Raw genomic sequence first — 17,632 nt, 5'->3', positions numbered from 1 at the left:
TATGAGCCTCGGGAAAGACTCATCTCCTGGCGGTTTGGCTGTCGACATTGGGGCATCTGTTCAGAATAGGGTGGAGCCGCGACTGCTTTATAAGTTGGTTGTTGTTGGGCTTTCAACTTTGTCAAGGCTTGTTGCCTCTGTGCTGCTATTCGCCCTTGTGGCTAGGAGCGCGGGGCTAGAGGACTTTGGAGTCTTTACCTACTGGTATGCAATTGGCACACTTGGCGCCTCGATTTCGGACTACGGATTCGGTCAACAAGTGCTCAAAGACCTTGCTGGGGCTGAGCTACCGAAGGCAAGAAGTCACGCACTCTCGCTTCTATGCGCTAAGGGCTGGATATCGGGTGGGATTTTCGGCGCAGCCCTCGTTTTTGCCTTCGCATCATCCTCTAGCGCATCCGAGGCAGTTGCCGGTGCAGTGTTGATTGCCTCAGGTATGGCAGGTTCTTTCTTTGACTACCTCGCAATGGTCCTCAGATCGCGATCGGCATTGCGGGCGGAGTCGGCTCTTGCCGCAGGGGCATCAATTGGCGCGAGCGTCATGGCTGGGCTAGCTGCATATATTTCCTCCAGCATCTTGATCGCGGCGATTGCGCTCTTCTTAGTTCGTATCGCCTTTGTCGTGGTGGAGGCCCGGCTGTTGTTTGGTTCCGTCCTTTACGTTGAGCCTCAACTACGTGTTGCGAAAAACTCGCCGCGGTCGACCCTAAAACGAAGCCTGCCGTTTGCGCTTGACAACCTTGCCCTACAACTCTTTGCAAATCTAGACGTTCTGATGGTTAAGTTTCTGTTAGGACCCCAGTCTTCGGGCGTGTACCTAGCGGGGACCAGATTAACCCAAGCATCGTTGGCGGGCCTGCCGGTTATTGCCAGCATTTTCTTGCCAATGTTGTCTTCCCAGCGCACGAGCTTAGGCGACTTGTGGACCCTGCGAAAGAAGGCGATTCTGATTTCTTGCTTAGCTGGACTATCCATCCTGGGTGGCTTCGTTGCGCTGCAATCGGTTGCCCCCTCGATTATTTTTGGCGACGCTTTCGTTGCCCTTGGCGACCTCATGCCGTTCTTTGGAGGCTACCTATGCATTCGGTACTTCGCGGCCGGTCCTAGTCTGTTGCTAACGGCATTGGGCCGCCAAAGCGCGCGCGCGTTGGCGACATCCCTCGGTGTGTTAGCTGCGTTCATGTATATAGGCATTGCATATAGCATGACAGCAGTTATTCAGCCGCTTGATCTTTGTTTCATGATGATTGTGGGTGCTGGGGTTCAGTTCGCAGCCTATATATTTTTGGGTCGAGGCTTGCAGACTCAGATCAGCACGCCTTTCAAGGAATAAGTATGGGTAAAAAAAATAGTACTCCAAAAATAAATATATTCGTAACAGGCGGCTGGGGATACGGAAATATCGGCGATGATGCGATTCTACTCGCCACGTTGAATTCGGTGCATGAGCGTCTTCCCGATGCAGCCCTACATCTGACCTCCTTTAATCCTCAGGAAACAAAGTTTCATCATTCTCTTGGTTCCATTTACTCGTTTCACTACTATCTTGATTTACGCAATTGGCGTGGCCGACTAACCTTTATCAGATTCACGATCTGGCTAGCGCTTCGCCTATTCGGAATCCGAGCGCCTGGGCTCGTTGGGCAAGGATTTGCTGAACTTCTTAACCAACTCGAAAACGCCGATCTTGTATTGATGGCAGGAGGTGGGTATTTCAATGATCGGTGGAGAGGGTCGTTCCTAGCAAGAATTGCCGAGATATGTGCATCCAAGGCTGCCGGGAAGCCAGTCATTGTCTATGGACAGACCGTGGGGCCCTTTGCTTCCAAGTTTGCACGGATTCTAATGCCCCGCGTCTTAAAATTCGTGGATAGAGTCGCCTACCGAGACGTTCAGTCCGAACAGGTGCTTCGCTCATTTAGGTATCCGATGTCACGCGCCGTCCTGACGGCAGATGAGGCTAACCTCATATCAGTTGCAGAAAAAGAGAAGCGCATTGGCACCCAATCACAAACTGCTCTGCCGCGTATCGGGGTAATGATTCAGAAGTTCCGCCCGTATGAGGGGGCGGATGGGACCAAACCATTTTCGCTGGTCGCTGATGAGGGTGTCTATTTTGCGACCATTGTGGATGCCCTTGTTTCACTGGGTCGTGATCTCTGCACGGATTACGTTTTTCTTCCGAGTACAACCTGGGACATCGATTTCTGCAACTCTGTTCGAGAGAGAGTGCAGGAAAAACTCGATAAAACGTTTGAGCTCGTCGTGGACCGGCCTGTGGCTGAGTATCTTGAATGTTGTCGATCCGTTGATCTGATGCTTAGTACGAATATGCACCCCATCATTCTCGCTTCTGCGGCGGGTGTGCCCTGTGTTGCCATTTCGTATTTTTACAAAGTGGACGATTTTATGGACTCGATCGGGTTGTCTGCATTTGTAATCAGAATCGACGAAGTGACGGAGAGTGGCGTCGTGGATCTGGTAAAGCTCGCACTTAAATCTAAGAGTCGGATTGGCGAGCAGATGTTGACAGATCTTGAGGTTGTTCGCTCCAGAGCACGAAAGAATGCGGATCAGCTTGTAGCGCTTGCGGCGGCGTCTGCATGAGGGGTATCGGATGAGCGCAGCGGACGTGACGCCGAAAGCGTATATCGTGCTAGTTAACTGGTGTAATCCGTTTGATACGCTAGAGTGCGTCCAGAGTCTCCTTCAACTCGACTATCCAGACTTCCGCGTTGTCGTTTGTGACAATGGATCGACCGATAATTCGATGGATGTTTTTCACGCTTGGGCTGAAGGTCGGATGAGCCTATGTCTTTCGCGCGGTACACCGGGTGAGCGCTACGCGACTCTGCCTTGTGAAGCCAAGCCGCCAACCATTGGTTTTCTTGACGCACAGATTATTGATGGTGCCTATTCAGTGCCCGCCGATGTAGCCCTTGATATTCATAGTCAGTTTGTTTTCGTCAGAATTCCGGAGAATCTTGGTTTCGCGGGTGGAAATAACGTCGGGTTGCGTTACGCTCAACAAGCTCAGGATGGCGATATTTATTGGCTTTTAAATAACGATACCGTAGTTGACCCTGCATCCCTCTCGCTAATTTCGAAAAAATTCGGTAAAAATCCGGCGTGTGGAATGGTTGGAACAACCATATTTCATTACATTGATTCTGGTGAAATACAGTATGCATGCGGTGCTGAGGCAAACAAATGGCTTGCAACTATCAAGCCCGTTCTAGAAAAAAAACGCTCAGGTCAATCAGTTGATCATTTCGAACTAGCCGTTGAGAAAAGAGTGTCATATGTGAGTGGCGCATCTCTTGCGATATCAGCGAGATTTATTGATCGAGTAGGCTTCATGGAAGAAATCTACTTTCTTTACTACGAGGAACTTGACTGGGCTGTGAGAATGCCTCCCGATCTAAGAATTGGGTACGCATCTGAGGCTGTCGTTTACCACAAAGAGGGGGCTGTGATTGGAGGTAAGACCGTTTCTAGTGGTCCTAAGGGCTATATTGCCGAGCATTACTCGGCTCGGAACAAAATTATTTTTACTCGCAAGCATAAATTGGCTGCACTCCTGCCGGTTGTTTGTATGGTTTTGTTGTCAGCCCTGTCACGAGTACTTAAGGGGCGCTTTCGAAATGCCGGTATCGTCGTGAGTGCATTGATCGAAGGACTAAAGGCATGAATTGGGAGCGCATGACAGGTAGTCGGGGCGCCCTGGGTGATGCCCGCCCCACAATGTTCGCGGTTCTTGCCTTCATGCTGCTAGCTGTAGGAGGGGGCGCGGCGATTGCGTTGCAGGCTCACCTAGTTAGCGCCATCGTTGCTTCACTTGGCCTGCTTGTAATTATTTCCGGATTTTTAGTGGGGCCTAACGCGCGTATAGAGTGGTACTTGGTTTTAGTAGGCTCTCTATATATTACTCTCTCTATTCTTTGGCCACGGTATGTCGCCGTTTGGCTGCCTGGATTGCCGTCGATTAATCCACCAAGGATAGCGAATATGCTATTTCTGGTGATTATTTTGATTTCTATTTTTGGTGCAAAATCAGTTCGCGATTCCATTTTTGCCGCTGCTGAAAACTCGAAGATATTTTTTTGCTTCATCTTTTTGTACTTGATTGCGCGAATTGCGTCGATAGGGGTGTCTAGTGACCTCGCCTCTTCGCTGTACGCAGTGTTTAACGAATTTGGTGTTCACGCCGTATGTATTATTTTCGGGGTAGTGTACGGCGCGCGCTATGGAGTTGGAGGTGCGCTGACTTTCGCAGCATGCGTCCTTTTTGTGATGGTTGTCAGTATCGCGTTGTTTGAAGCTGCCCTAGGGCATAACTTGTTTGCGAGATTTGTTGATCCTGCGAATAGCTATGTTCAGTGGGCGATTAGTGATAAGGCGAGAGGTGGTGGGTACCGAGCACAGGGAACCTTTGGGTTCCCAATTACGTTGGCTGAGTTTGTTGTTGTAGCGTTCCCCCTCGCCGTGGCTGGGGCTCTGGGAATCAAACGGAGTGTATTTCTTAGATATGCCCTCGTGGTTGCCGTTGTTCTACTCGCAGGGATGGGCGTATATGTTTCTGGGTCTCGGTCTGGATATGTTGGCCTCCTTTTTGTTGGGATGTTTGCTTTTTTTAGTCTCATGCTTCGAGGAGCCTTGCAAGGGCGAGTTGAGATTGCTCATTTAATCCTCGCTATTGGGCTTAGCTTATTAGTCGGTGTTGCTGCATACTTCTCTGTCGGGTATGTCTATGAGCTTTCATTCGGTGCGTTAGCAGATAGGGTGAGTAATTCGATGCGTGCCCTTATGTACGAGGGGGCGCTTCGGTGGATTGTAGAGTCCCCTCTTCTGGGTTTTGGACCAGGCGGCGCGATTGACAAGGTTGGAATATCAACAGCAAGCGGACAGCTTACGGTTGATAGTCATATGATTTCATTGATGATGGACTCCGGGTTGCTCGCGCTTTCAGGATATGTTGGATTTTTCTTGTCCTCACTAATTATTTGCTGGCGAAAGGCGATGGTGATATCCGCTGACGAATGGCGCGAATACTTTTTTCTTTCTTGTGCGATTGTAGGCTTTGTGCCGTTCTTCTTTATCCTTTCCCTTCCTGATAATCAGTTTCTGATGTTCTTTCTTCTTGGGGCTGGCGTCGCAGTAAAAAGGGCGTGAGAAATTATGAAATTGGCTGGCGTGATATGGATGTGTTTGTTAAGTTTGGCGGCTGCTGAGGTTCCGGCATCTGATGCCAGAGACGTTATGCTTGGCGTTAATACGCATTTAGGGCAGCGCTGGCAGAGGTTGCCGCTTACAAATGGAATCTTCGCCAAGACTGAATTTGTGTCGCTTAGGGATGAGGTTTATTGGTCACGCGTGGAACTAGTGCGGGGTGAGTTGCGTTATCCAGCAGAGATCGGTGAGCTGCAGGCACTTGCGCGCACCCTGGCGGTGAAGGGTGGCCGATTGGTCGTAGTTCTCGGTTATGGTAATAAATTTTATGACAACGGGAGGCACCCAAGAAGCGATGCTGCAATTGTCGCGTATGCTAATTACTGCCGATTCGTTGCAAAAGCGTTTTCTGGTTATCGGGTAGTATTTGAGGTGTGGAATGAGTGGAATAGTGAGCTGGGTGTTCCGCAGGGCGGAGGGGCCGGTTCACCTTCAGAGTATGTGAAATTGCTGAGGGCCGTTATACCGGCAATTAGATCGGCTGCAGCCGACGCAACGATTGTTTCAACTGGACTTGCTCGAGGGGTTGAAGAAATGGAGTGGTTGCGTCGCTTCATTTCACTTGGCGGTGCATCGATCGTCGATGGTTTGGGTTTGCATTTATATATTTTTAACAAACCGAGCTGGACAGCTTCCCGGCTAAAATCGTGGCTCGAAAATATTTCCGAAGAGACTTCGCCTCTTGGTGATGCGGTGCGTCAAAAAGGTGTTTATGTGACAGAGTTTGGGGTGCCGCTGAAGGGGGGGGCTTCCCGAGAGATGCGCTCGGAGCTTATAGATGGGCTGGAGGCGTTAGCTGAAAGCCCCGTGGTGCGTGGCGTGTGGGTGTACCAGCTAGTAGACGATCATCCGAGTCGGTACAGAAGCTCCTCAGACTACGAAGCCAATTTTGGACTATTTGATTTTGAAGGGAATCCAAAAGAGCATTTTGGTGAGGTCAATGAACTGGTTGGTAGGTTTCGGCGTTAGTGGTTATTAATTTGGCATTATAGATTGTTTGTTATAACTTTTAGCTAGCACTGGACTCGATTTTGAGCAAAATTCTGATTAACGGACGGTTTCTCTCGCGCAGGCCTACTGGAGTAGATCGCTTTGCGATCGAGGTTGTTCGCGCGCTTGATCATGCGGTCGAGACGAGAGATCCTAGCGTCGACGGCCTACATTTTGAGGTGGTTGTGCCGCGGGGAAGTGTTGTGCAGAAGTTTGCCAATATTCCAGTGCGCCAATTTGGTCGTTTGCAAGGGCAAGCATGGGAGCAGATTGAACTGGCTATGCTCGGCATAAATAGCTTTTTGGTGAATCTTTGTAATACGGCACCGTTTTTTGTGCGTCAGCAAGTAACCGTTATTCATGACGTCGCTATCGAGAGAGTTCCTGCGTCATATGGCCGGCTGTTTCGTACATGGTATTCGCTATTGACCCCAGCGCTTTATCGGCGTTCAAAATGTATTTGTACGGTTTCTCAGTTCTCAAAGTCTGAGCTGGCATCCATTTATGGGGCTCGCGATGGTGTTGCTGTCTTGCCGGAAGGTACGGATCACATGGACCGTTTAGGGGCAGACGCGACTGTACTCGTGCGCAATGGATTGGGGGCGCGGCCATATGTTCTCGCTGTAAGCAGCCTCTCGCCCCACAAGAATTTTGCCGCCGTTGTCAGGGCAGTGGAGTTGCTTGGCGATGTTGATTTTGATGTGGTGGTCGCTGGGGGGCAGAACCCGCGCGTATTTGCGGGGGCTGGAGGTGGTCTGTCGTCGTCTGTGAAATACGTGGGGTATGTGACCGATGAAGAGCTTAAAGCGCTGTATGAGAATGCGGCTTGTTTTGTTTTTCCGTCAATCTATGAAGGGTACGGTTTGCCGCCAACGGAAGCAATGGCTTGCGGTTGCCCTGTTTTAGCCGCGGGGGCAGCGTCGATTCCAGAGGTTTGCGGTGAGGCTGCGATTTATTTCGATCCACATGATCCGTCTTCTCTTGCTGCGATTTTAGCACGGGTGATGACTGAGCCACTGTTGCGTGAAGATCTACGCAAGAGGGGCTTGGCGCGGGCCGGCGCTTTGCTTTGGCGTGATGCGGCTCTAGAGTTGCTTAGTGTAATCAGGCGGGCGGCGGCATGAGCGATAGAAACGCTAGAGCGACGCCGCGGCGAGTGGCTGTGGTGCATGACTGGCTTACAGTTTATGCGGGCGCAGAAAAGGTTTTGGAGCAGATTTTCGAAATATGGCCAGAGGCTGATCTGTTCTCGTTAATCGACTATTTACCCGCCGATTTGCGACATTGCGTCAAAGGCAAGCGAGCGACTACAACATTCATTCAGCGCCTGCCGAAGGCAACGACCAAGTATCGAAGCTATCTTCCTTTGATGCCAATGGCGATTGAGCAGCTTGATCTGTCAGCGTATGACTTGGTGGTGTCGAGTAGCCATGCAGTGGCAAAGGGCGTGATTACCGGGCCGGATCAGCTGCACGTCAGCTACGTACATTCACCGATTCGCTACGCGTGGGATCTGCAGCATCAGTATCTTGCAGAGGCGGGGCTCGTGAAGGGGCTTAAGGGGGCAATCGCTCGCGCAATTCTTCACTACATCCGCATGTGGGACTTGCGCACATCAAATGGCGTTGATGCCTTCGTCGCCAATTCTGGTTTTATTGCGCGGCGTATCTACAAGGCGTATCGCCGAGACTCAGTGGTCATTCATCCCCCGGTGGATGTCGCGAGATTTGCGATGCGCGTCGAGAAGGAGTCTTTCTACTTCACCGCCTCGCGGATGGTGCCCTACAAGAAGATTCCGCTCATTGTAGAAGCGTTTGCCGGCATGCCGGACAAGCAACTTATTGTTGTTGGAGAAGGCCCCGAGTTCGAAAAAGCCAAAGCTGTGGCAACTTCAAATGTGCAGTTGCTGGGCTATCAATCAACGGAAGTGTTGATCGACCACATGCAACGAGCGCGGGCATTTGTTTTTGCGGCTGAAGAGGATTTTGGCATTACCCCGGTCGAGGCGCAGGCCTGCGGTACGCCGGTTATCGCCTATGGAAAAGGGGGGGCGCTCGAGACAGTACGCGCAGAAGGCGACGCAGCGGTGCGAACGGGTCTGTTCTTTCACGAGCAGACGGTCGAGGCAATTCGGGGCGCAGTTGCTCGATTCGAAAGCGCTGACAATGCCATTCGCCCCGAGGCTTGCCGGGCAAATGCGGAGCGTTTCTCCCCAGAGCATTTTAGAGTGAGTTTGAAAGCGTTCGTTGATCTCGAATGGGAGAAGCATGCCGCAGATGCCGGGCGCCGATCGTGTAGTTCGTCGGAGGGGTAGGTGGCTTGTGAGATACGGACGCTGTGGGCGGCAGCATTACGAAGGCTGATCGTTGAGCCAGTGTGCGTTACCATGCCGGCTTGTCGATAAATAGGCCAACGACATGCCCATCAACATCACCCACCACGGCGCCTTCCATGGCGTGACCGGCTCTTGCCATCAGCTGTTCATCGACGATGCGCGCAGTATGTTGATTGACTGCGGTCTGTTTCAGGGGGCGGAGACGTCGCCGGACGGGCGGGGTGGGGCGGATGCGCTGGAGATCGGGTTTGATCTGGCCGGGGTGCAGGCGCTGGTGGCCACGCATGTGCATATCGACCATGTGGGGCGTATTCCGTGGTTGCTGGCGGCGGGGTTCAAGGGGCCCATCTATTGCAGCGAGCCGTCGGCCAAGCTGTTGCCGGTGGTGCTGGCCGATGCGTTTGCGTTGTCGGTGAGCCGTGACCGGCGGGTGGTGGAGCGTTACCTGCAGTTGGTGGAGTCGCGCATTCGGCCCTTGCCGTGGCGCACCTGGCAGACGGTGGCGAGCGGGCCGCAGGGGCGGTGCCGCATCCGGTTGCAGCGGGCGGGGCATATTCTGGGCTCGGCCTATGTGGAGTGCGAGCTGACCCGGCCGGGCGAGCCGGTGCGTCGGGTGGTGTTTTCGGGCGACTTGGGCGCGCCGTATGCGCCGCTGCTGCCGGCGCCCAAGTCGCCATACCGGGCGGATGTGGTGGTGCTTGAGAGTACCTACGGCGACCGCAACCACGAGAACCGGGCGAGCCGTCGCAAGCGGCTGCAGGCGGTGGTGGAGCGGGCGCTGGGCAATGGCGGCACGGTCATCGTGCCGGCCTTCAGCATCGGGCGCACGCAAGAACTCCTTTACGAATTTGAAGACATTCTGCATCGCCAGCGGCTGCGGCCGGGGCGCTATGCGGATCGCTGGGCCAAGCTGCGCATTTATCTGGATTCGCCGCTGGCGGGGCGGTTTACGCAGCTGTATCGCGAGCTGCAGCCGTTTTGGGATGCCGAGGCGCAGCGCCGGGTCAAGGCGGGGCGGCGTCCGCTGTCGTTTGAGCAGCTGGTGGCCATTGATGATCACAAGGCGCACGAGGCCAATGTGCGGCGCTTGGCGCGCAGCGGCGAGCCGGCGATCGTGATTGCGGCCAGCGGCATGTGCGCGGGCGGCCGGGTGGTCAATTACCTCAAGGCGATGCTGCACGATGGGCGGCACGATGTGGTGTTTGTGGGTTACCAGGCGCGCGGCACGGCCGGCGCGGCGATCCAGACCTACGGGCCGCGCGGCGGTTATGTGGATCTGGACGGCGAACGCATCGAGATTCGCGCCGCGGTGCATACGCTGTCGGGCTATTCGGCGCACGCGGACCAGGATGGTCTGGTGCGTTTTGTGACCCGCATGCGGCATCTGCCGACCGAGGTGCGTTTGATTCATGGGGATGACGACGCCCGTCGCACCCTGGCCGAGCGCCTGGCGTGTGAGACGGGCGGGGCGGTAGCGGTGTTGAATGGGTGATGGGTGTTGCCGGTTCTGATGCGGTGTTTGGTGGGCGGCAAGCCGCCCACCCGACGACGGTCCGTCACGCGACGAAGCGGTTTTGTAGGGTGGTCAGCTCCGCAGCCCACCATCGGTGGTTCGATGCGCCGGCAGACGGTTGAGGACAGGAGGCGTGGTTTATGGGCTCAGTAGCCAACTTCTTTTTGATGTCGCAAGGCCAGGATGACGACGGTGTCGCCATCGAACCGATACCGCGCGACGTAGCCGCTGTCGCCGAAGTCGATGAGCCATTCTCGGTAGGCTTCGGGCAGGTCGTCAACCGGGCGGCCGATGTGCGGTTGGCGAGCCAGCACGCGCATCGCATCCAGAATGGCTTGCGCGGCTCTTTGTGCGGCGAGTGGGTTTTTGGGGCGCAGAAATTCGCGCAGGCGTTGCAGGTCGCGGAGGGCGGCCGATGCGTACCTTATTTGTGCCATTCGGGGGCCGGGCTTTCGTCGTCGGTGCCCCAGCTGGCAAGCCAGGCTTCAACCTCGTCGGCGGTGCCATGGAGGCCCGTTTCCTGGTATTCGTTCCAGGCCTTGAGCGTGTCTTGCCGGAACGCCTCGCGTTTTTCCTCGCGATCGACATATTCCTCGATGGCTTGGCGCATCAGCCAGTGCGGCGTGCGGTGTCGGGCCTCGGCCAGACGTTTGACGCGGTCTCGGGTTGCGTCGTCGATCTTGATCGCGACGGGGCGAGTTGAAGCGCTGGGCATGGTCGCCTCCTGTGGGCGGGTAGTGTCAGGTATTACCTTACGCAGCTTTGGGCGTTTGGACAACGGGCTCGCGACAAGGGGTTTGTAGGGTGGTCAGCTTTGCTGCCCACCATCGGCGGTTGAAGCGCCGGCAGGCGGTTGAGGGTGCTTCGGACGGTTGTTGGCGGGCAGCAAAGCTGACCACCCTACGATCACCGGCATGACGCCGTGGTCCGGTAAACTACGGCCAAATTTGAAATTTAGTTGCGCCCACATGGCGGTGCAGGCAGGGGAGTGAAACGCGTGATTCTCGTAACAGGCGGCGCCGGTTTTATCGGTGCAAATTTTGTGCTCGACTGGCTGGCAAATAGCGGCGAGCCGGTGGTGAACCTCGACAAGCTCACCTACGCGGGCAACCTCGAAACCCTCAAGTCGCTGCAGGGCGACGCGCGCCATGTGTTTGTGCAGGGCGACATCTGTGACCGCGCGCTGGTCGACGCCCTGCTGCACGAGCACCGCCCGCGGGCGATCGTGCATTTTGCGGCCGAGAGCCATGTAGACCGCTCCATCCATGGCCCGGGCGAGTTCATGCGCACCAATGTGGAGGGCACCTTCACCCTGCTCGAAGCGGCCCGTGCCTACTGGAGCGACATGGCCGAGCCGGCCAAGGCGGGCTTCCGCTTTTTGCATGTGAGCACCGACGAGGTCTACGGTTCGCTGGCGCCCGACGCGCCGGCCTTTACGGAAACCCACGGCTACGAGCCCAACAGCCCCTACTCGGCGAGCAAGGCGGCCAGCGACCACCTGGTGCGCGCCTGGCATCACACCTACGGCCTGCCGGTGGTGACCACCAACTGCTCGAACAACTACGGGCCGTATCAATTCCCCGAGAAGCTGATCCCGCTGATGATCGTCAATGCGCTGGCCGGCAAGGCACTGCCGATCTACGGCGACGGCATGAACGTGCGCGACTGGCTGTATGTGACCGACCACTGCAGTGCGATCCGCACCGTGCTGGCCGACGGCCGGCTGGGCGAGACTTACAACGTGGGCGGCTGGAACGAGATGCCCAACATCACCATCGTCAAGACCATCTGCGCCATTCTCGATGAGCTGCGCCCGTCCGAGGCCGGCCCGTATGAGCGCTTGCTCACCTATGTGACCGACCGCCCCGGCCATGACCGGCGCTACGCGATTGATGCGCGCAAGATCGAACGCGAACTGGGCTGGCGGCCGGCCGAAAGCTTTGAGACCGGCATTCGCAAGACGGTGCAGTGGTATCTCGACAACCCCACCTGGATCGCCAACGTGCAAAGTGGCACCTACCGGGAGTGGGTGGCAACCAATTACGCGGTGCGTTGAGGGCGTTGGCCGGATGAATCCGGCACTACGACCCCACGACCGATTCACCGCAGGGCCGGATGCATCCGGTCAGCAACGCCGCAAAGATACATCCAATCGCAGGAGCTCGACATGAGCAATACCCGCGCCCGCAAGGGCATCATCCTGGCCGGTGGCTCGGGCACCCGGCTGCACCCGGCCACGCTGGCCGTCTCCAAGCAGCTGCTGCCGGTGTACGACAAGCCGATGATCTACTATCCGCTGAGCACGCTGATGCTGGCGGGCATTCGCGACATCCTGATCATCTCCACCCCGCAGGACACGCCGCGCTTCGAGCAGTTGCTGGGCGACGGCGCGCGCTGGGGCCTCAACCTGCAATACGCCGTGCAGGCAAGCCCCGACGGGCTGGCGCAGGCATTCATCATTGGCGCGGACTTTATCGACGGCGGGCCGAGCGCGCTGGTGCTGGGCGACAACCTGTTCTACGGCCACGATTTTGCCAAGGGCCTGGCCTCGGCCAGCACCAACGCCGCCGGCGCCAGCGTGTTTGCCTACCCGGTGCTCGACCCGGAGCGCTACGGCGTGGTCGAGTTCGACGCCGAAGGTCGCGCGGTGAGCCTGGAAGAAAAGCCCGCCAAGCCCAAGAGCCGCTACGCCGTCACCGGTCTGTACTTCTACGACGAACGCGTGGTCGACGTAGCCCGCAATCTCAAGCCCAGCCCGCGTGGCGAGCTGGAAATTACCGATGTGAACCGCCAATACCTCGACTGGGGCGCACTCGACGTGCAGGTGATGGGCCGTGGCCACGCCTGGCTGGACACCGGCACCCACGAGAGCCTGCTCGAAGCCGGCATGTTCATCCAGACGCTGGAAAAACGGCAAGGCCTCAAGGTGGGTTGTCCGGAAGAAATCGCCTGGCGCAAAGGCTGGATCACCGGCGAACAGCTCGCCGAACTGGCCACGCCGCTATCCAAGAACGGCTACGGTCAGTACCTCAAGCGACTGCTCGAAGACCGGGTGTTCTGATGCAAGTGACCGCCACCGATTTGCCCGAAGTGATGATCATCGAGCCCAAAGTGTTCGGCGATGCGCGCGGATTCTTTCTCGAAAGCTTTAACGCCAAAGCCTTTGCCGAGGCCACCGGCGTGGAACTGCCCTTTGTGCAGGACAACCACTCGCGCAGCGCGCAGGGCGTGTTGCGCGGCCTGCACTATCAAATCAAGCAGGCGCAGGGAAAGCTGGTGCGTGTGGTGCGCGGCGCGGTGTTTGATGTGGCCGTGGATGTGCGCCGCAGCTCGCCCAACTTCGGCCGCTGGGTGGGCGTCGAGCTGAGCGAGGACAACAACCGCCAGCTGTGGGTGCCACCGGGTTTTGCGCACGGCTTTCTGGTGCTGTCGGACAGCGCCGACTTCCTCTACAAAACCACCGACTACTACGCGCCCGAACATGAGCGCAGCGTGTTGTGGAACGACCCTGCCATCGGCATCGACTGGCCGCTGACCGGTGAGCCGCTGCTCTCGGGCAAGGACAAGGCCGGGGTGTTGCTCAAGGACGCCGAGGTGTTCGCATGAAGCTGCTCGTTACCGGCGCGACCGGGCAAGTGGGCTGGGAACTGGCGCGCAGCCTGATGCCGCTGGGCGAAGTGGTGGCGCTCGACCGCGCCGCCTGCGATCTGTCCGACCCGCAAGCGGCCGCCGCCGTGGTGGCGGGCTACGCGCCGGACGTGATCGTGAATGCCGCGGCTTACACCGCGGTCGACAAAGCCGAGAGCGAGCCCGAGCTGGCCCACCGCATCAACGCCGAAGCGGTTGGGGCGTTGGCTGACACCGCTCGCGAATTGGGCGCGCTGCTGGTGCATTACTCCACCGATTATGTGTTCGATGGCCGCAAGGCCACGCCCTATACCGAAACCGACGCCACCGCGCCGCTCAATGTCTATGGCGCCAGCAAATTGGCCGGCGAGGCGGCGATTGCCGCCTCCGGCTGCGATCACCTGATCCTGCGCACCACCTGGGTGTACGCCGCGCGCGGGCAAAACTTTGTCGCCACCATGCTGCGCCTGTTCGCCGAGCGCGAAGCCCTGCGTGTGGTCGGCGACCAGCACGGCGCGCCGACTTGGGCCCGCAACATCGCCGATGCCACCGCCGGGCTGATCTGCTGGGCGCAAACGGCGACCGCCGCAGGCGATCCGGTGCAGCGCACTTTCAACCTCAGCGCCGCCGGCGAGACGACCTGGCACGGTTTTGCCGAAGAGATCCACCGCCTCGCCGTGCAGCGCTGGCCCGATCACCCGTGGAAGCTGCGCGAGATCGAATCCATCCCCACCAGCGCCTACCCAACCCCCGCCGCGCGACCCCACAACTCGCGGCTCGACGGTGCCCGGCTCGCGGAAGAAACCCGCATCGTTATGCCCCACTGGCGCGACGCGCTGCTACGTTGCCTCGAAGAACGGATCGCCCCATGAATCGCGTCGGGCGGACCCGGGCGCGCATCGATCGGCGATTGCCGATCACGCCAAACCCCGATGTCGGCACCGCGTAGGGCGGATAAGCCGCAGGCGCATCCGCCCGACGTTTGTCGAAAAGCCGGATCCCGATGAGCGGATTTGAAAACTATCAAAGAGACGCCACCGCGCTTGATCGCGAAATGGTGGTGCGCGGCTTGGTGCTTGGCCTCGACTGGGACGACGAGGCCCAAATGATGGCCCTCGCACGCGAAGCCCTGAGCAGCACACCGAAACACATCGAAGCCCTGGCGCGCGACCCCAACCCCCGCCTCAAAGCCAAGGGCGAACTGTTCGCCTTGGGCGTGCTGATGCTCAAAACCATGGCCGAAAGCGCCGCCATCGGCATCCACTCCCACGGCGGCCACGCCTGGAAAGCCTTCGGCCACGCGCTCCTCCAACTCAGCGACATCGCCCGCGCCGAAACGCCCGATACACCCCCTGCCACGTAGGCTCGGCGGCTCGCCGCCCACCAGCAACGACCGACTCGAGCCCAGATCATCCGCATCGGGCATGTCCACCACCGATCACCACCCGCCAAGCAATCCAACCGACCGGCACCGTCCTGCGCGGCACCGCCTGTTTGGTGGGCATCAAAGCTGACCACTCTACGACGTTGACATGGCCGCCGCTTTACCCAGAGTGCGACGGCGCCGAGTCAGGCGCAGCGAAAATCCATTTGCATATGACATATGCGTTGCTGTAAGGTTTGGCCTCCACATGATTAGAGGTCAAAAAACAATGAAAAACGGATACTTTGTGGCGCTTTCGGTTGGGTTGTCGATGGTTGCCATTCCGGCGTCTGCTGCAGTGCCTCGCGTGGGTGATCTGTCGTTTGTGGCGATCAACGCCAGTGAAGATGGCTTTGCCCTTGCATCATTTGTTGATCTGGTCGCCGGTACGCAACTTTTCGTGACCGACAAAAGCTGGAACGGTTCGGCGTTGGGGGCTGGCGGGGCGTTTGATTCGGGTGAGGGCGTGCTCAGCTGGACCTTGTCGAGTGCGCTATCGGCCGGCAGTGTGGTGCGTTTTTCGGCGGTGGACTCGGCCGCGAATGTGGCAGTGTCGGATGGCACGGTGTCGCGAAGCGGGAGCTTTTCGCTGGCGCAAACCAACGAGAGCGTGATGCTGTATCGCGACGACGGTGTTGGCGGAGTGCTGCCACTGGCGGCGCTGGGCTATGGCACAAGCTTTGCCAGTGAGATTGCCGGGTCGGGCCTTGAGGCGAAGGCGACTGCGCTTGGCGGGACGGTCAAGTTTGCGGAATACACCGGTGACCGCAGCAGCGCCGGTGGCTTTGGTGGCTATGCGGAGAGCGTCGGCGATCCGTCGCAGTGGGCCAAACTGTCGAGCGGCGATGTGTCGCTGATGGCGCCCAATCTGACGGCGTTCACGGTGATGGCGCCGGTGCCGGAGCCCGAGACCTACGCCATGCTGCTTGCTGGCTTGGGGGTGGTCTCTGCGGTGGCGCGACGTCGCAAGCACGTGGGGTAGCATCTGACGCGGTTTAAATGCATGGCAAAAGGGCGCTGAATCTCTACGATTCAGCGCCCTTTTTACGCGTTGCTGCACGTCGGCGTGGTTTCAGTCTGGCAGGCGCCGCTCCAGCGCAAACAGGTCGGCGATGTTCTCGCGTTCGCGGATGAGATGGCATTGCTTGCCGTCGACCATGACTTCCGCCGCGCGGGCGCGGGTGTTGTAGTTGCTGGCCATGGTCATGCCATAGGCGCCGGCCGAGAGGATGGCGAGCAGATCGCCGTCGGCGACCTTGAGTGCGCGGTTGCGGGCGAGGAAGTCGCCGCTTTCGCAGATGGGGCCGACCACATCGTAAGTCTGGGCGGGCAGGTCGCGCGCGATGACTGGCACGACTTCATGGAAGGCGTCGTAGAGCGCGGGGCGGGCGAGGTCGTTCATGGCGGCGTCGACGACGGCAAAGTGCTTTTCCTGGCCCGGCTTGAGGTATTCGATGCGGGTCAGCAGCAGGCCGGCGTTGCCGATCAGCGAACGGCCCGGCTCGAGCAGGATTTCTTCGCTGCGGTCGGCCAGTGCCTTGAGCACGGGGGCGAGGTAGTCGTCGGCGACCGGTGGGGTTTCGTCGGAATAGCGAATGCCCATGCCGCCACCGATATCGATGTGCGCGAGGGTGATGCCTTCGGTGGCCAGTTGCTCGACCAGCGTGAGTACGCGCTCGGCGGCTTCGCCGGCGGGGGCCGGGTCGAGCAGTTGCGAGCCGATGTGCGAGGCGATGCCCTTGATGGCGATGCCTGGCAGCGTGGCGGCCTTGCGGTAGAGCGCGATGGCATCGTCGAAAGCGACCCCGAACTTGTTGTTCTTCAGCCCGGTGGAAATGTAGGGGTGGGTCTTGGGGTCGACGTCGGGATTGACCCGGAAGGCGATCGGCGCGACCTTGCCGCACTCGGCGGCGACGCTGGCCAGGCGATCCAGCTCGGCGGCGGATTCAACGTTGAAGCAGCGAATGCCGGCGTCCAGCGCCTGACGCATTTCGACCGAGGTTTTACCCACGCCGGAGAACACCACTTTGGCGGCGTCACCGCCGGCGGCGATCACGCGTTGCAGCTCGCCGCCCGAGACGATGTCGAACCCGGCGCCGAGGCGGGCGAAGGCGTTGAGGATGCCGAGGTTGGAGTTGGCCTTGACGGCATAGCAGATGCTCGCCCGACGACCGGCCAGCGCGTGCTGATAGGCTTGAAAGGCTTCTGTCAGCGCAGCGCGGGAGTATACGTAGGTGGGCGTGCCGAATTGTTCGGCAATGGCGGTCAGCGGAACGGCTTCGACCTGCAGGGCGGCGTCGCCCGTGAGGGTCGGCATGGGATAGGCGGTCATTGTGCGGAGCGGGGGGCTTGGGGTTTGGTACTATCCGCAGCGTTGGCAGCGGGTCGTTCCGGAATATAAAGATCGCCCTTGATGCCGCAGGCAGCCAGCAGGAAGGGCAGGGCGAAAAACAGGACGGCGCGTCGGATCGTCATTGATGGGCCGGAAAAAAAGCAAAATCGTAGCAGAAAGGGG

18 protein-coding genes are annotated in these 17,632 nt (G+C 58.2%); 14 read left to right on the top strand and 4 right to left on the bottom strand.

Going from position 1 to position 17,632, the window contains the following annotated elements:
- Position 1: 1 nt before the first annotated feature.
- The 8 genes from FHP91_RS08075 (at position 2) to FHP91_RS08040 (ending at position 10,046) form a co-directional block, all read left to right on the top strand.
- Positions 2-1,333 (top strand): lipopolysaccharide biosynthesis protein, encoded by a 1,332-nt coding sequence (locus FHP91_RS08075; protein ID WP_144309089.1) that lies wholly within the window; start codon positions 2-4, stop codon positions 1,331-1,333.
- A gap of 2 nt (positions 1,334-1,335) precedes the next feature.
- Positions 1,336-2,607 carry a polysaccharide pyruvyl transferase family protein gene (locus FHP91_RS08070; RefSeq protein ID WP_144309088.1) on the top strand — a complete coding sequence of 424 codons (1,272 nt, stop codon included), beginning with the start codon at positions 1,336-1,338 and terminating at the stop codon, positions 2,605-2,607.
- Between the two features lie 10 nt (positions 2,608-2,617).
- On the top strand, positions 2,618-3,691 hold the full coding sequence (locus FHP91_RS08065; protein WP_144309087.1) for a glycosyltransferase family 2 protein: 1,074 nt from the start codon (positions 2,618-2,620) through the stop codon (positions 3,689-3,691).
- Positions 3,688-5,172, top strand: a complete 1,485-nt coding sequence (locus tag FHP91_RS08060; protein WP_144309086.1) for an O-antigen ligase family protein — start codon at positions 3,688-3,690, stop codon at positions 5,170-5,172. Before FHP91_RS08065 ends, FHP91_RS08060 begins: the two co-directional genes overlap by 4 nt.
- A 6-nt stretch (positions 5,173-5,178) precedes the next feature.
- Positions 5,179-6,198, top strand: a complete 1,020-nt coding sequence (locus tag FHP91_RS08055) for a glycoside hydrolase family 5 protein (RefSeq protein WP_144309085.1) — start codon at positions 5,179-5,181, stop codon at positions 6,196-6,198.
- Between the two features lie 62 nt (positions 6,199-6,260).
- Positions 6,261-7,343 carry a glycosyltransferase family 4 protein gene (locus FHP91_RS08050; protein ID WP_144309084.1) on the top strand — a complete coding sequence of 361 codons (1,083 nt, stop codon included), beginning with the start codon at positions 6,261-6,263 and terminating at the stop codon, positions 7,341-7,343.
- A complete protein-coding gene (locus FHP91_RS08045; RefSeq protein WP_144309083.1) occupies positions 7,340-8,533 on the top strand; it encodes a glycosyltransferase family 4 protein in 1,194 nt (397 codons plus the stop codon). The genes FHP91_RS08050 and FHP91_RS08045 overlap by 4 nt, the downstream gene beginning before the upstream one ends.
- Before the next feature lie 103 nt (positions 8,534-8,636).
- A complete protein-coding gene (locus FHP91_RS08040) occupies positions 8,637-10,046 on the top strand; it encodes an MBL fold metallo-hydrolase RNA specificity domain-containing protein (RefSeq protein WP_144309082.1) in 1,410 nt (469 codons plus the stop codon).
- A gap of 167 nt (positions 10,047-10,213) precedes the next feature.
- On the opposite strand, the gene FHP91_RS08035 is transcribed toward FHP91_RS08040, so the two are convergent.
- Together FHP91_RS08035 and FHP91_RS08030 are read right to left on the bottom strand one after the other, a co-directional pair.
- Entirely contained in the window at positions 10,214-10,504 is a 291-nt protein-coding gene (locus tag FHP91_RS08035) for a type II toxin-antitoxin system RelE/ParE family toxin (protein ID WP_144309081.1), read from the bottom strand.
- Entirely contained in the window at positions 10,492-10,782 is a 291-nt protein-coding gene (locus FHP91_RS08030) for a CopG family ribbon-helix-helix protein (protein WP_144175433.1), read from the bottom strand. The genes FHP91_RS08035 and FHP91_RS08030 overlap by 13 nt, the downstream gene beginning before the upstream one ends.
- Before the next feature lie 282 nt (positions 10,783-11,064).
- Here FHP91_RS08030 and rfbB point away from each other — a divergent pair, with 282 nt between their 5' ends.
- The 6 genes from rfbB (at position 11,065) to FHP91_RS08000 (ending at position 16,099) form a co-directional block, all read left to right on the top strand.
- Positions 11,065-12,123 (top strand): dTDP-glucose 4,6-dehydratase, encoded by a 1,059-nt coding sequence (gene rfbB / locus FHP91_RS08025; protein WP_144309080.1) that lies wholly within the window; start codon positions 11,065-11,067, stop codon positions 12,121-12,123.
- A 111-nt stretch (positions 12,124-12,234) separates the two neighbouring features.
- Positions 12,235-13,128 (top strand): glucose-1-phosphate thymidylyltransferase RfbA, encoded by an 894-nt coding sequence (rfbA, locus tag FHP91_RS08020; protein ID WP_144175437.1) that lies wholly within the window; start codon positions 12,235-12,237, stop codon positions 13,126-13,128.
- The gene (rfbC, locus tag FHP91_RS08015) at positions 13,128-13,673 is read left to right on the top strand and encodes a dTDP-4-dehydrorhamnose 3,5-epimerase (RefSeq protein ID WP_144309079.1); all 546 of its coding nucleotides are present in this window, start codon (positions 13,128-13,130) and stop codon (positions 13,671-13,673) included. Before rfbA ends, rfbC begins: the two co-directional genes overlap by 1 nt.
- Positions 13,670-14,566, top strand: a complete 897-nt coding sequence (gene rfbD, locus FHP91_RS08010) for a dTDP-4-dehydrorhamnose reductase (protein WP_144309078.1) — start codon at positions 13,670-13,672, stop codon at positions 14,564-14,566. Before rfbC ends, rfbD begins: the two co-directional genes overlap by 4 nt.
- 131 nt (positions 14,567-14,697) lie before the next feature.
- Entirely contained in the window at positions 14,698-15,057 is a 360-nt protein-coding gene (locus FHP91_RS08005) for a hypothetical protein (protein ID WP_144309077.1), read from the top strand.
- A gap of 289 nt (positions 15,058-15,346) precedes the next feature.
- A complete protein-coding gene (locus FHP91_RS08000) occupies positions 15,347-16,099 on the top strand; it encodes a PEP-CTERM sorting domain-containing protein (protein ID WP_222105144.1) in 753 nt (250 codons plus the stop codon).
- A gap of 90 nt (positions 16,100-16,189) precedes the next feature.
- Here FHP91_RS08000 and lysA read toward each other — a convergent pair whose 3' ends face one another.
- A complete protein-coding gene (gene lysA / locus FHP91_RS07995) occupies positions 16,190-17,434 on the bottom strand; it encodes a diaminopimelate decarboxylase (RefSeq protein ID WP_246116253.1) in 1,245 nt (414 codons plus the stop codon).
- 11 nt (positions 17,435-17,445) lie between these two features.
- Positions 17,446-17,592 carry an LPS translocon maturation chaperone LptM gene (lptM, locus tag FHP91_RS21715; protein ID WP_144309075.1) on the bottom strand — a complete coding sequence of 49 codons (147 nt, stop codon included), beginning with the start codon at positions 17,590-17,592 and terminating at the stop codon, positions 17,446-17,448.
- Positions 17,593-17,632: the final 40 nt, after the last annotated feature.

This window comes from Denitromonas halophila (genome assembly GCF_007625155.1).
GTDB classification, from domain to species: domain Bacteria; phylum Pseudomonadota; class Gammaproteobacteria; order Burkholderiales; family Rhodocyclaceae; genus Nitrogeniibacter; species Nitrogeniibacter halophilus.
The sequence above is the reverse complement of the archived record's forward strand: the minus strand, read 5'-3'. Positions and strand labels throughout refer to the sequence as shown.